We start from the raw sequence: 13868 nt of genomic DNA on the forward strand, positions 1-13868 counted from the left end.
ATACTATACAAGGGAAAAAAGAAAGGCAAGGTGCCCCGGAGGAAGAGAAGAAGCACCTTGCCCCAAGAGGAGGCTTGTATGTTGTATTACACTGTTGTCAATAAGTATTGATTCAACAGATTTTCCAGGTATTCCTGTTTGCCACTGGTAAATCCTACCGTGCCGTAATCCTTTGCCAGGGCAGCCAGTTCTTCCAGCTTCATCTGGCCCTTTTCAAAGCGCTGACCATCGGCGGTATCAAAGGAGCTATAGCGATCCTTAATAAAGGCCGCAAGTTTTCCTTCCTGCTGAATTCGGTAGGCTACCTCGAGCCCCACCGCAAAAGCGTCCATACCACCGATATGGGCAATAAAGAGGTCTGCCGGATCTACCGAGTTGCGCCGGATGTGGGCATCAAAGTTAAGGCCGCCGGTGGTAAAGCCCCCTGCCTTAAGAATGGCTAGCATTGCCAGGGTGGTTTCGTAATAACTCATGGGGAACTGGTCCGTATCCCACCCATTGCGGGGATCCCCTCGGTTAGCATCCACGGAACCAAAGAGCCCCATGGCCACTGCGGTCTCCAGTTCGTGCTGGAAATCGTGTCCCGCCAGTTCGGCATGGTTTGCCTCGATATTCATCTTGAAATCCTTATCAAGGCCATAGTAGCGCAGGAAGCCCGCCACGGTTTCTACATCGAAATCATACTGATGCTTGCTGGGCTCCATGGGCTTGGGTTCAATATAGAAGGTTCCTTTAAAGCCCCGGCTGCGGGCATAGTCCCGGGCCATAATGAGGAAACGGGCCAGGTGTTCTTTTTCCCGTTTCAGGTCCGTATTGAGGAGGGACATATAGCCTTCCCGGCCACCCCAGAATACATAGCCCTGTCCATCAAGTTCGATAGTGGCATCAATGGCGGCTTTTACCTGGGCCGCCGCATGGGCCACCACGGCAAAATCGGGGTTGGTAGCGGCCCCATTCATGAAGCGGGGATTGGAAAAGAGGTTCGCCGTACCCCAGAGAAGTTTTACGCCCGTGGCTTTCTGGCGTTCCTTGGCCTTAGCCACAATGGCCATCAGGTTCTTTTCGCTTTCCGCGGGGGTAGCTCCTTCCGGCGCAATATCCCGATCATGGAAGCAATAGAACTCGGCGCCCAATTTGGTGATAAACTCAAAGGCCGCATCCAGTTTGTGCTCCGCCCCTTCCATGGGGGTCTTGGCATCGAGCTTCCAGGGTTGTTTCTGGGTTGCGGCGCCAAACATATCCGTGCCGTCACCACAGAAACTGTGCCAATAGGCCACGGCGAAGCGGAGGTGCTCCTTCATGGTCTTATTGCCTACTTTCTTGTCCGGATTGTAGTACTTAAAGGCCAGGGGATTATCGCTCTTGGGCCCTTCGTACTTTATCTTTCCAATACCGGGGAAATATTCCTTATTTCCTACAAAATACTCTGCCATCGTATACCTCCATAATCTCTATATTGATAGGGGGCTTTCACCCCAGCACTATCCCTTTTTATGGGGCCCCTTTTCTTCAAAGGGTGGCCCCGCTTTACTCATACCGCAGGCGCCCTCAGGCTAGCGAGGCGCCTTTCACCATCCCTACCGATACAACGGAGCCAGGGCCGCCAAATACTTGCTATACTGACCATAGGCTTCGTTGTACGCCTGAACCTGCGCCGGATCGGGTTCTACGGTTAATCCCCCATCGACCCGAACATGGGCGGCACAAAGATCCTTGATGGTGGTGGATAAGCCAGCGGACCGCTCAAGGCACCAGAGGGCTTGAATTGCAGCACCCATAGCTGCAGCTTCATCGCTTTCGGGAACCCGGACCGGCAGCCCCATCACATTGGCCACAATCGACCGCCACAGAGGACTCTTTGCACCACCGCCGATAAGCCGGATCTCCCGGGCTTTAAATTGAAGCTTTTTAAAAGATTCAAGGCCAATACGCATTCCAAAGATAGCCGATTCAAGGGTAGCCCGGGCGATATTCTCACGCCTAAAATTCGCCTGGGTCAGCCCCAAAAGACTTGCCCTTCCGTTGGGAAGGTTCGGCGTTCGCTCCCCGTTAAAGAAAGGAAGCACCACAACCCCCTCAGCGCCAATCGGGGCCGCAGCCGCCACGGTATCAAATTCCCGCACATTCATCCCAAAGAGTTGGCGGAACTCTTCGCTGGCCACGGTACAGTTCATGGTACACAGAAGAGGCAACCACCCACCGGTAGAAGAACAGAAGGCCGCCAGATTCCCCTCGGGATCTACCACAGGACTATCGGAATATCCATAGAGGGTCCCTGAAGTCCCCAGGCTCATAGTTAAAAAGCCGTCTTCCACCGTCCCCGTCCCGATGGCCCCCATCATGTTATCTCCCCCACCTGAAGCAACCAGGGCTCCTTCGGGGATACCATATTTCTTTGCCGCCTCCGCCGAAACGGTTCCAGCCATAGCGTGACTTTCAATAAGGGGCGGTAAATATTCAATAAGATGAGGATCAATAAGGGCACATATTTTTTCAGACCATCGACGATTACGAACATCAAAGAGGGCTGTCCCCGACGCATCACCGTATTCGGCTACATAATTTCCCGTTAAAAGGAAATTAAGGTAATCATGGGGCAACAGAACATGGCGCAATTTCGCATACAGTTCCGGCTTATGCTTTTTAAGCCAATAGATTTTGGGGGCCGTGTACCCCGGTAACATCAAGAGCCCCGTCTCTTTTAAAAGAGCCGCTTCTCCCCCCGCAGCCGCCGTCAGTTCTTCACATTCCTTCGCCGTAGAGGTATCACACCAGAGCTTTACCTGATACAGGGGTTTCCCTTCTCCATCGAGAGGAACAAAGCCATGCTGTTGTCCCGATACCCCCAGGGCGACAATGCTCGCCCGATTTTCGGGGCTAATCTGGTTAAAACACTGCCGCAGGGCATTATCATACCAGTCCGCTTCTTGTTCCCGACTTCCATCGTTGCGGGCTATCAACTCAAGTGGAGCACTCGCTTTTTGGACCACCCTTTTTTGCTCATAGTCGTACACCACCACTTTGCAACTTTGGGTTCCCAAATCAATTCCACAGACCGTTTTCATGAACCATCCCCCTTACTTCCTGGTTATACCATACGGGGCTTTTCGTCAAAACACCATATGTCTGATTGACCTAACATATCTATTATTGATATTTTTTAGATATGAAATTGAAAGATGCGGTGTACGTCTATCGCTTGGTAGGGGGAGACCGCCTCGCTTGGCATGGACGCTATCATGCCCACAACCGGGGAGAATACGAATTCCATGTATTTCTGGAAGGAGATGGAACATTCCTCTGTAACCGGACAAAACATCGCATCGAACCCCGACGGGTATTTATTACCCGGCCCCGGGAATTTCATTCTATTGTCCCCCAGGATGTCAAAAAACCGATTAGTTACTATGCCTTCTTGTTTGAAGGGGATCCTCAATCGCCCCATGACAAGCATGCCCTCAGTGTGTTAGGGAACCGAATACTCCGCAATCGGCCCTTTGTTGCCATTGAAGGGCGGGATCACTTTTTAGCAGAAGAGTTGTATCACCTTTCCCGTTCTTCCGACGAAAGTCGGAACCATGCGGCGGAATATCTATTATTGAGCCTTATCTATCGGTGGTTCGGAGAAAGTCCTGACACAGGGCAAGCCCATCTATCTACAAGCACCGTTTACATCGAAGGGGCCCTTAAGATTATGCAGCGGGAGATAAAACAAAAACTCAGTTCACGGGAAATAGCGGAACACCTGGGGATTTCGGAAGAACACTTTATCCGACTCTTCAAACAGGCCCTGGGGATGTCCCCATTTCAATACTTTACCCGTCTTAAAATAGAAGCCGCCGCAGGGTATCTTTTGCAAACCAGACTCCATATTCAGGATATTTCTGAAACCTTTGGGTTCGAAAATCCCTTCCATTTTTCCCGGGTTTTTAAAAAATGTACTGGTCTTTCCCCTCAGGAATATCGCCTTACTTACACCCAAACCATCGGGGAAAAAAGCAGTTAATCCAAGCACGCCTTTCTCTGGGCCGATATCCCCGGCCTGGGCCGGCAGTTAGGAGCTCGACATCCACAGACTGGTAGCCAGGGCCCGATAGTCAGGACTCAACATCTACGGACTGACAATCAGAACCCGGTATTCCTGTTTTTGTTGTTGAGAAATAACCCTTCCTTTTCATTCGAGAAATATTTACCCCAAATGTTTCTTAACCCCCTGAATTTGATCGCACGGAACCATGACATATACAATGTCTCCCGGTTCTAAGACGGTTCTTCCTTTGGGAAGCACGAGACGGTCCTGCCGGATAATGGCGCTAATCAATCCCTGGTCACCGAGACCGAGATCCGCGATTCTTTTATAGGCCCCCTGGGAATCCTGTTGAATATGAAACTCTAACAATTCTACATCGCTCTCTTTGAGCGAATGGAGTTCCACGATGTGGGAGGGCTCTGCCCGTTTTACGGTAGTAAGGCGCAGCGCCCGAGCAAGGGGCCCCAGAGAAAGCCCCTGGACCAGAGAGGAAATAAGCACCACAAAGAAGACCACATTAAACACTATTCCCTGATCTTTCCCCGCCACCAGAGGGTAGGTGTATTGAACACATCGCTGCCAAAAAGAATTCCAATTCCCAGAAAAATAAGAAGAACCGGAATTCCTATTTTTTCGCTTAAGCGGCTAAAAATCATGGCAATAATAAAAAGAATCCCAAAAAGTAAGAGTATTGTGGCCACCAGAACTCCTTGCTTTAAAGAGATATGACTATTCTATCGGTCAGTCCAGGAATGTCAAGGAAAAGGAAGCTTACAGAGAGAACTAAAATATGAAAACCTTTTAATTTGCGGCGACTCTATTTTTTCTATCGACTTAAAAAAATAAAGCGGAGCCCACAAGGGACTCCGCACCCACTACGATTTATTCGTTATAAACTTTTATGACAGAACCACCAATCATAGCCTTCATACTTCTTGAGTCGTTCTGTCGCATCCTGGACAGTCTTAGGCGGTGGAATAATAACCCGATCCTTAATAAGCCGGTTATTGGGCCAGTTGGCGGGAACAGCCACGCCATTTTTATCAGAAACCTGGAGGGCCTTTACTGCCCGCAGGACCTCATCAATATTCCGGCCAATTTCCTGAGGATAGTAAAGAACAAGACGTACTTTCCCCTCGGGGTCTACCACAAAAACGGCCCGAACCGTATTGGTCCCTTTGCCAGGATGTAACATGCCTAACTTATTCGCAATTGCATCGTTCGCTGCGGCCACAGGGAAGGTAATTTGAACACCCAGCTTTTCTTTAATCCATTCCACCCACTTAATGTGGCTAAACACCTGATCCACGGACATCCCAATGAGTTTTACCCCTAGTTTTTCAAACTCACCGGCCACATCCTGAAATGCTACGAATTCGGTGGTACATACGGGCGTAAAATCGGCGGGGTGACTAAAAAGAACAAACCAGGATCCTTTAAGATCCTTCGGTAAATTCAATACCCCCTGGGTTGTTTGAACGGTTATCTCGGGAAAATCATCTCCCAAGAGGGGCATGTGAAAATTTTGTGGTTCCATAGATACTAACTCCTTACCTTATTTGTTAAAAGCCTCTAACAAGGCACTTTATATATTGCAAAAGCTGTGCCAAAACATTCCAACCATCAAGAAGAAAGTAATTCATATTAAAACAAGAAAATAAATAAATGAAACAAAAAATCTTACCTGATAGGGCTTGCAATTCACCGAAATATCGATATATCATACCGCTATGACGGTGAACAACGATATTTCAGTTTCATCAGAAAACACCAAAAACACAGAGAGTCCCCTAGTGGTGCCGCTCCTTACCCCAGAACGAACCATGGAAATCGTTCTCCAAGCCCTGGGGGAACTCATTGAATATGAGCTGGCGGTGGTCTTAAGTCTTGAAGACTACAAACAATTACGGGTCCGCAAGGCAGTAGGCCCCCTCTACACCCCCCGTTTAGAGGGATATACCATTCCCCTTTCTCACCGACGGGACCTCCAGGAGATCCTGGAACAAAAAGAGCCCCACCTGTTCGACGAAAGCGCAGAACATCTTGATACCTATTACGACATTCTTGATCTTCCTGAAGGGCATTCCTGTTTGGTGGCTCCCCTCTATGTGGACAGCCAACCGGTAGGCTTACTTACGCTGGATCATCGCCAGTGCGGCAAATTTACTCCGGGCATAGTTCGTTTTGTTCGAACCATTTCAAAGCTCATTTCAGTTTCCATGGTGCAATCCGATACCTCCCGGGTCTTTTACAGCAAAGTACAGAACCTACTTCATGAACGGAACCGCCTGCTTCAAGGAAACACGGACATATTTAAAGATCTGGTCGGAAGTTCCACCGCCTGGCAACGGGTGCTCGATATGATTCGCCTGGTGGCAGCCACGGAAGTTCCCGTCCTTTTGCTCGGAGAAACCGGCACAGGGAAAGAACAGGTGGCTCGAAAAATCCATCAACTCTCGGCGGTAGCGGATGGCCCCTTTGTAACGATGAATTGTTCCGCCCTGGCCCCAACCCTGGCGGAAAGCGAACTATTCGGCCATGAAAAGGGAGCCTTTTCCGGTGCCGTGGCCCAGCGACGGGGACGCTTTGAAATGGCCCATGGGGGCAGCCTTTTTCTGGATGAAGTGGGAGATCTCCCCCTCGAATTACAACCTAAATTATTGCGGGTCCTGCAGGAAGGAACCTTTGAACGATTGGGAGGGGAACGAACTATTTCGGTAAAAGTACGGATCATCGCAGCCACAAATGTATCCCTTGAAAAAGCCCTCGCAGAGGGCCGATTCCGGGAAGATCTCTATTACCGCCTTAATGTATTCCCTATTATATTACCCCCCCTGCGGGAACGCGACCAGGATGCGGTTTTACTGGCCGATTATTTTGTCTCCCTTATCAGAAAACGAACGGGCTTCGAAAAACTTCGGTTATCTCCCGCTGCGCTGGAATACATCTTAGCCCAGAGTTGGCCTGGAAATGTCCGCCAGTTACGAAACGCCATTGAACGGGTAGCCATTCTTGCCAGGGGAGGACTCATAGAACCTCTTCACCTGACCGTAGAGAATCCTTCTGTTTTCCCTTCACGGTTCTCAAAGGAGGCAGAAACCCGTGGAAACCAAGCCTCTCTCACAGGAAAAAAGGAACCCACCGCGTTCGGTCCAGACATTGGATCAGGAAAAGAAGGACCACAGGAAACATCTGGCACTCCTTCAGTCCTACCGACACCCTCTTACGAACCCAAAACAGTGTCTCCTCTCGATGAAGCCCTGAGGGCCCATATTCTCCAGGCCCTCAAAGCGAGTGGCGGGAAAATTTACGGCAGAGGTGGCGCGGCGGAGATCCTCGGATTGAAACCCAGCACCCTCCAGAGTAAAATGAAAAAACTAGGGATCCACACCTATGAAATCAAACACCGCTTCTGATGCCTGGAATCTCGTGTTCTTTTTTCTGCTCCTCATCGGAATAGGAACCGCTCTCCTTCTTTTACCAGGCCTCGCCTTACGGAACAAAAGCACCCTTTCTTTTGTGGACGCCCTTTTCACGATTACCAGTGCGGTGTGTGTAACCGGCCTCGTTACAGTGGATACTTCTCGGTTCTCTTTGTACGGCCAACTGGTAATTCTTCTTTTTATTCAACTGGGTGGGCTCGGAATTATAACCTTTACCTCAATTCAGATGATTATCCCCGGAGCCCGGTTACCCTTACGACGACTGAACACCGTAAAAAGCTACTTTATCGAAGGCGTAGAATATCGGCCGGAACGAATTCTAAAAACGATTCTACTCTATACTCTGGTCATCGAAAGCGGGGGTGCCTTTTTTTTGGCCCTTCTTTTTCGCGCTGCCGGAGAAAAAAACTGGATGTATGCGGGGATTTTCCACGCCATCTCCGCCTTTTGCAACGCTGGATTTAGCCTCTTCCCCGACAGCCTTACCCGATTTCGAAACAACCCTTTCATTTTGGGGGTTGTTATGTTTCTTATTATTAGCGGCGGCCTTGGTTTTATCGTTCTTCAGGACATTATGCAACGGTTAAAAGGTAAAAAGCGCTATCTTAGCTATCACAGCAAGGTTGTCTTGGGCATGACGCTTCTTTTCATAGCAGGGGGAACGGGTCTGTTTTACCTTTTAGAATACCCCCGGGGCATAACCTTGTTAGAAGCACTCTTTCAATCCATCACCCCCCGTACGGCGGGTTTTGATGCAAGACCCCAGGTGATGTACTCAACCCCTTCAAAAATACTCACCATCTTTTATATGTTTATTGGGGCAGGGCCCGGCTCTATCGCCGGCGGTATTAAGCTTACCACGGTATTCGTAATAGCGCTCCTCATTGGTCGCAAACCCGATTCCCAGGGAGACATCATATTCCGCCATCATCGAATTCCTGCAAACACCCTTCACAATGCGATGACCTATTTTTTAAAGGCCCTTTTGCTTCTGATGGCGAACATCCTGCTATTGAGTATCATCGAAGGGCCCCGAGGACTTGATTTTGATGGCATTGTGTTCGAAGTTGTTTCAGCCTTTGGGACCGTAGGACTTTCTCTGGGAATCACAAGTCAATTAAGCGACATGGGAAAACTGGTAATTATCTGTACCATGTTCGCTGGTCGTCTTGGCCTTGTAGCCATGGCCTTTCCTAAAAGGAAACAAAAGGAATATCCTATCAGTTATCCCGTTGGACAGGTATTACTAGGATAGGGAGGAAAAAATGAAACGAATAGCTATTTTGGGACTAGACTATTTTGGAAGAACCCTTTTAGAAGAAATAGCAGATTTAGAGGTAGAAATAATTCTCATTGATAGGAATCGCGAATTAATCGATGAATATAGCAACATGGTTTCTGCTGCGATTGTTATGGATATCGTAAACGGAGAAAATCTAAAAAAAATCCTCCCAGAGAAAATTGATGCGGTGGTCATCGATATGGGAGATAGCCTGGAAGCTTCGATTTTAGCTACCAGCTACTGTAAAAAATTGGGGATCCCCCTTATCGTTGCCCGGGCAGAAACAGAGGCCCATGGAGAAATCCTGAGTATTGTAGGAGCCCACCGTATCATTTTCCCGAATAAAGAAGCGGCTAAACGGGTAGCACCTCTTATAATCTCAGATACGCTTTTAAATTATTTACCGGTGAGCGATGAATTAGCTATTGCAGAAGTAGAAATCCCTGAGAGTTTTACAGGGAAAAATGTTTTAGAGCTAGATTTTAGGAAAAGATATAATTTGAACCTTATTGCTCTTAAAAATGAAAAAGGTCAATTTGGCTTCTTTACCGACCCTGATTATCGCTTTCAGAAGGGGGATATTGCTCTCGTCGTAGGGGCACCCCAATCTATTGAATCTTTTACCGGCGTACTGAAAAAAGAAGTCCGCCCTTCAGTGGGCCGCATCTTTAAAAAATTCTTTGGAAACAAGAAATGAAGGTGTAATTGATGTATTACCTGGAAGAAATTCCCGCCTATCTTATCGATGCTCGAGATGAACCCGATGGGGTCATAGATTACCTTATCGCCACCTCTTCTGAGGAGGAATTCTGCATATGTCCTACCATAAATGCGGAGTATCTAAAAAAACTTATCTATAGCGGATTCCTTATCATGTCCATGCAAGGACAAATACAAACTCCCGAGGGAGATAAGGATCACATCTTTTTTATTCCCAAGATCCATTACCTCCGGTCTGTGTTACATTGGGAGAACCTGCATATTACCCGGACGACCCGTCGTCTCCTCAAAAAATACAGGTTAACCACCGAGGTGCCGCTCCGCACCATTATGGACCTCTGTGTAGAAACCCATGGATCTGACTGGCTTACCCCCCCACTCCTCGATATGTTAGAAAATTTGGGGGCCGAAAAAAACCATCATCAGCTTTCTATGATGGCCTTTGGTTTATATCGGGGCAATGAACTGGTGGCGGGAGAATTTGGGTCCCGGGTTGGTAAGATATATACCAGTTATTCTGGTTTTTACCGGGAAAACTCCGCGGGTACGGTCCAGATGGTTCTGACCGCCCGGTATTTGCAAGACCAGGGATTCGCCTTTTGGGATCTCGGCATGCCCCTCCCGTATAAGGATAGCCTGGGGGCCATAAATATTACCCGAGATGAATTTGTGGAACTTTTTCGTCGCTATCGAAATGCCTAAAACTCACTCAACAAAGGGCCCCAGTTCCTTTTTTAGGACTTCTGAGCCCAACAGATAAACACAAAAATCTTCTGCAGTCCTGCCGCGCTCCGTTTTGTCGCCTTAGACAGCACAACCTCAAAAGACCATCTCAATTCGTTTTTTTTTCGTACTTTTCTTTCAGCTTCAGATACTCCGCATTCAGACGGGATGTTCTGGCATTAAGACGACTCAACCGTTGCGCAAGAAGACGGGCTAAAAAGATACCATAGTGGGGATTCTTTTTAATAAGATCCACAAAATCCTCTTTTGAAACCTTGATACAAGTACCCCCATCCTTTGCAACCACCGTAGCGGTCCGCTGGTTTGAAAGTAGAAAGGACATTTCCCCTATGAACATATCATCTGGCGTAAGATAGGAAACACAGCGATTCTGGGAATACACAAGATACCTTCCTGAAACAATATAATACAGGTAATCCGAAGAGTCCCCCTCTCGCATCACGATCTCGCCGGGTTTAAAATGAACCTCTTCCTGGTTTGTAAAGATTCCGGGGACCTCATTGCTTTCATCTTTTTGATGAGAAATCCGAAAGCATACCTCATTCCCTTTTTCATTGTATTGCAGATCTTCCACATAAATAAGACTCATGCGGATTCCCATCCCATGGAGCCCAATACTTGGCTGGCTCGAAAGACGGGCCCGCCAATCAAAACCGTCTCCTTCGTCAGTAATGGTAAATCGGGAGCCCTCCGGTCCAATGGTATAACTTAATCGCACTTTTTTCGCCGCGATACTCGGATCCTTATTTTTCTCCCGGATGAGTTCCATCATATTTTTGCCTGACTCAAGCCAGGCAGTCTTTTCTTCAAAACTAATTTTGCAGTTACCGTGTTCTATAGCATTCACCAATAGTTCCTGCAGAGCCACATGGAGCTTCTCTTTATTGTCCCGGTTTATAAGGTTAGCATTATACAAATAGTTGGTAATAAGGTTCGTATACACGATAATATCGAGGGGATCATTATCAATAATGAAGGTCCCCGAAATAGTGCGCATCAGGTGTTGCTGGATACCCCGCTGAAAAAAGAACTGGCGGTTTTGCGCAAGAATCCGTAAAAGACGCCCCACGTTATTCGTAAATTCCTGATAGCTAATCACGGCGATAACATTGGAATCTCGCAGCTGTTCCAGTAGTTCCTTATCATTACTTTTGTGAATCGCAATAATACCACCGTAGTGGAGCCAGGGATCTTCTCGAATAGCCGCAAGAATCGCCTGGGCATCGGGGTCAAAGGCGCTTCCAAGGGACGTATCAAGGATCTTAATTTCTGGTAATTCGTATTTCAGGTACTCGATAACCCTATCTACTTTATTCAAAAAGATCGGTTTTATGGGCAGCTTAGAATTTTTTATAGTGGTCTGGATAAGGTTGGTTAACTGACTATCCTTAGTAACTACAGGGATTCGCAACATTATCAGCTCCTAACTTTTCTTTTTCGACAACGCCACGCATATTATATGCGAAAAACTCCTTCCTGTGCTAGAATAACAGCATGAACATGAATAATTATAGCATGGAAATCGGGAAACCTCTGCCCCTCGGCGCAGAACTTACCGAAACAGGGGTAAATTTTGCCCTTTTTTCCCGCCATGCCACAGGGGTAACCCTGGTTATTTTCGAAAATGAACAGCCCGACAGTCCCTACGAGGAATATATCCTTGATCCCCATAAACACAAAACAGGAGACATCTGGCATTGCCATTTACGGGGACTTTCTGCCGGCGCTTACTACCTATATCGAGTCGATGGGCCGTACATCCCCGAAAAAGGGTATCGTTTTAATCCAAACAAGCTGCTCTTAGACCCCTACGCAAAGGCCCTTACGGACCTTTCTAAATGGGATCTCAGTACCGCGGTGGCCTACAACCCCAACATGCCGGATCAGGACCTTTCATTTTCCTATCTGGATGATAGGGCCTATCAACCTCGCTGCATCGTGATTGATGATACCTTCGATTGGCAAGGGGACAAACCTCTCAATTATCCCCTTCGCTTTAGCGTCCTTTATGAGACCCACGTCCGGGGTCTTACGATTCATCCAAGTTCAGGAGTAGAACATCCTGGTACATACCGGGGAGTAATCGAAAAAATCCCCTATTTTAAGGAACTCGGCATCACCGCTCTGGAATTAATGCCTATCCAGGAATTTAACGAACAGGAAATCCCCCGCATAAATCCCCGTACGGGGGAACGGCTAAAAAACTATTGGGGGTATTCTACCGTCGCTTTTTTTGCACCTAAGGGTTCATACTCGTCAGACAAAACACCGGGAGCACAGGTACGGGAATTTAAAGAGATGGTGCGGGCCCTTCATCGGGCGGGAATCGAAGTTATACTAGATATCGTATTTAACCATACCGCCGAAGGGAACGAGTTAGGCCCCACCTTTTCTTTCCGGGGAATCGATAACACTATTTACTACATGCTCGATGAAAACAAACGGTACTACAAAAACTACTCTGGCTGCGGCAACACCCTGAACTGTAACCATCCGGTAGTACGAACCTTTATTATCGACTGTCTTCGGTACTGGGTGGTAGAAATGCATGTGGATGGCTTCCGCTTTGATCTGGGCTCCATCCTCGGACGGGACCAACAAGGGCGACTCATGGAAAACCCACCCATGCTCGAACGGATTGCAGAAGACCCGGTCCTGCGAAACACGAAGATCATTGCCGAAGCCTGGGATGCAGGAGGTGCCTACCAGGTAGGATGGTTTCCCGGCGGTCGGTGGGCCGAGTGGAACGACCGGTTCCGGGACGATGTCCGCAAATTCTGGAGAGGCGATCCCCACGAGGTTCGTCATTTTGCAACCCGTCTTTCCGGGAGCTCCGATCTTTACCTTCGGGACGGGCGAAAACCCTTTCACTCTATCAATTTTATTACCAGCCATGATGGATTCACGTTAAAAGACCTGGTTACCTACGCAGAAAAACACAATGAAGAAAATGGCGAAGATAATCGGGATGGGCATAACGCCAATTTTAGCTGCAATTATGGCTTTGAGGGCCCCACACAAAACCCCCGCATAGAACGGATCCGGCTCCGGCAGATGAAAAATTTCATGGCCACCCTTATGCTTTCCCTGGGGACCCCCATGATTTTAGGGGGAGACGAGTTCGGAAGAACCCAGCAGGGAAACAATAACGCCTACTGCCAGGATAACGAAATTTCCTGGTATGACTGGACCTTACTAGAACGGAACAGGGATTTTTTCCGCTTTGTTCGGGAAATGATTGCCTTCCGAAAGCGGCACCCTGCTTTTATGCGACCAGAGTTCTTCACAGGGAAAGACGGCAACTATAACGCTATCCCTGATATTTCATGGTTCGACGAATTTGGTAATAGCCCTGATTGGTCCACCATTGATAAAAAAATAGCCTACATGCTCGACGGCAGCAGGGCCGATATATTCTCCGATCGGGACGATAATGATTTCTATATCATGGTAAATGCGTCGGTGGAAACGGTCACTTTTAAGATTGCCAGTCCATCGCCAGGAAAACTATGGTTTCGAGCCATCGACACCTTCCTTGATTCGCCCCACGACATCGAAAATCCCGGTTACGAGCAATTACTGGAAAACCAAAGAGAATATCCCGTAGGGGATCGGAGTATTGTTGTGTTGGTTGCCCGGCCTGTATAAA

The 13868-nt window shown here is 48.0% G+C and carries 12 protein-coding genes; 6 read left to right on the plus strand and 6 right to left on the minus strand.

What is annotated here, in order from left to right; all coding sequences use genetic code 11:
• Positions 1-86 precede the first annotated feature (86 nt).
• Together xylA and xylB are read right to left on the minus strand one after the other, a co-directional pair.
• On the minus strand, positions 87-1433 hold the full coding sequence (xylA, locus tag C5O22_RS04745) for a xylose isomerase (RefSeq protein ID WP_132780053.1): 1347 nt from the start codon (positions 1431-1433) through the stop codon (positions 87-89).
• A gap of 144 nt (positions 1434-1577) precedes the next feature.
• Complete coding sequence (xylB, locus tag C5O22_RS04750) at positions 1578-3065, minus strand: xylulokinase (RefSeq protein WP_132780054.1); 1488 nt, start codon at positions 3063-3065, stop codon at positions 1578-1580.
• 101 nt (positions 3066-3166) lie between these two features.
• Here xylB and C5O22_RS04755 point away from each other — a divergent pair, with 101 nt between their 5' ends.
• Positions 3167-4006: an AraC family transcriptional regulator gene (locus C5O22_RS04755; protein ID WP_132780055.1), complete on the plus strand. Its 840-nt coding sequence runs from the start codon at positions 3167-3169 to the stop codon at positions 4004-4006.
• Positions 4007-4189: 183 nt separating this feature from the next.
• Here C5O22_RS04755 and C5O22_RS04760 read toward each other — a convergent pair whose 3' ends face one another.
• The 3 genes from C5O22_RS04760 to C5O22_RS04770 all read right to left on the minus strand — a co-directional run bounded on the left by C5O22_RS04760 (position 4190) and on the right by C5O22_RS04770 (position 5567).
• Positions 4190-4579, minus strand: a complete 390-nt coding sequence (locus C5O22_RS04760; protein WP_165910405.1) for a TrkA C-terminal domain-containing protein — start codon at positions 4577-4579, stop codon at positions 4190-4192.
• Entirely contained in the window at positions 4555-4731 is a 177-nt protein-coding gene (locus tag C5O22_RS04765; protein WP_207895347.1) for a heparan-alpha-glucosaminide N-acetyltransferase domain-containing protein, read from the minus strand. Before C5O22_RS04765 ends, C5O22_RS04760 begins: the two co-directional genes overlap by 25 nt.
• A 188-nt stretch (positions 4732-4919) precedes the next feature.
• Positions 4920-5567: a peroxiredoxin gene (locus tag C5O22_RS04770; protein WP_132780058.1), complete on the minus strand. Its 648-nt coding sequence runs from the start codon at positions 5565-5567 to the stop codon at positions 4920-4922.
• A gap of 193 nt (positions 5568-5760) precedes the next feature.
• Here C5O22_RS04770 and C5O22_RS04775 point away from each other — a divergent pair, with 193 nt between their 5' ends.
• The 4 genes from C5O22_RS04775 to C5O22_RS04790 are packed head-to-tail and all read left to right on the plus strand — an operon-like array spanning position 5761 to position 10177.
• Positions 5761-7446, plus strand: coding sequence for a sigma-54 interaction domain-containing protein (locus tag C5O22_RS04775; RefSeq protein ID WP_165910406.1), 1686 nt, complete (start codon positions 5761-5763; stop codon positions 7444-7446).
• On the plus strand, positions 7424-8728 hold the full coding sequence (locus C5O22_RS04780; RefSeq protein WP_132780059.1) for a TrkH family potassium uptake protein: 1305 nt from the start codon (positions 7424-7426) through the stop codon (positions 8726-8728). The genes C5O22_RS04775 and C5O22_RS04780 overlap by 23 nt, the downstream gene beginning before the upstream one ends.
• 10 nt (positions 8729-8738) lie before the next feature.
• Positions 8739-9452 (plus strand): potassium channel family protein, encoded by a 714-nt coding sequence (locus tag C5O22_RS04785; protein WP_132780060.1) that lies wholly within the window; start codon positions 8739-8741, stop codon positions 9450-9452.
• 11 nt (positions 9453-9463) lie between these two features.
• A complete protein-coding gene (locus tag C5O22_RS04790) occupies positions 9464-10177 on the plus strand; it encodes a GNAT family protein (protein WP_132780061.1) in 714 nt (237 codons plus the stop codon).
• Between the two features lie 130 nt (positions 10178-10307).
• Here C5O22_RS04790 and C5O22_RS04795 read toward each other — a convergent pair whose 3' ends face one another.
• Positions 10308-11633, minus strand: a complete 1326-nt coding sequence (locus tag C5O22_RS04795; RefSeq protein ID WP_132780062.1) for a cyclic nucleotide-binding domain-containing protein — start codon at positions 11631-11633, stop codon at positions 10308-10310.
• 80 nt (positions 11634-11713) lie between these two features.
• On the opposite strand from C5O22_RS04795, the gene glgX reads away from it, so the two are divergent.
• On the plus strand, positions 11714-13867 hold the full coding sequence (gene glgX, locus C5O22_RS04800) for a glycogen debranching protein GlgX (RefSeq protein ID WP_132780063.1): 2154 nt from the start codon (positions 11714-11716) through the stop codon (positions 13865-13867).
• Position 13868: the final 1 nt, after the last annotated feature.

Source organism: Treponema sp. J25 (assembly GCF_004343725.1).
Lineage (GTDB): Bacteria > Spirochaetota > Spirochaetia > Treponematales > Breznakiellaceae > J25.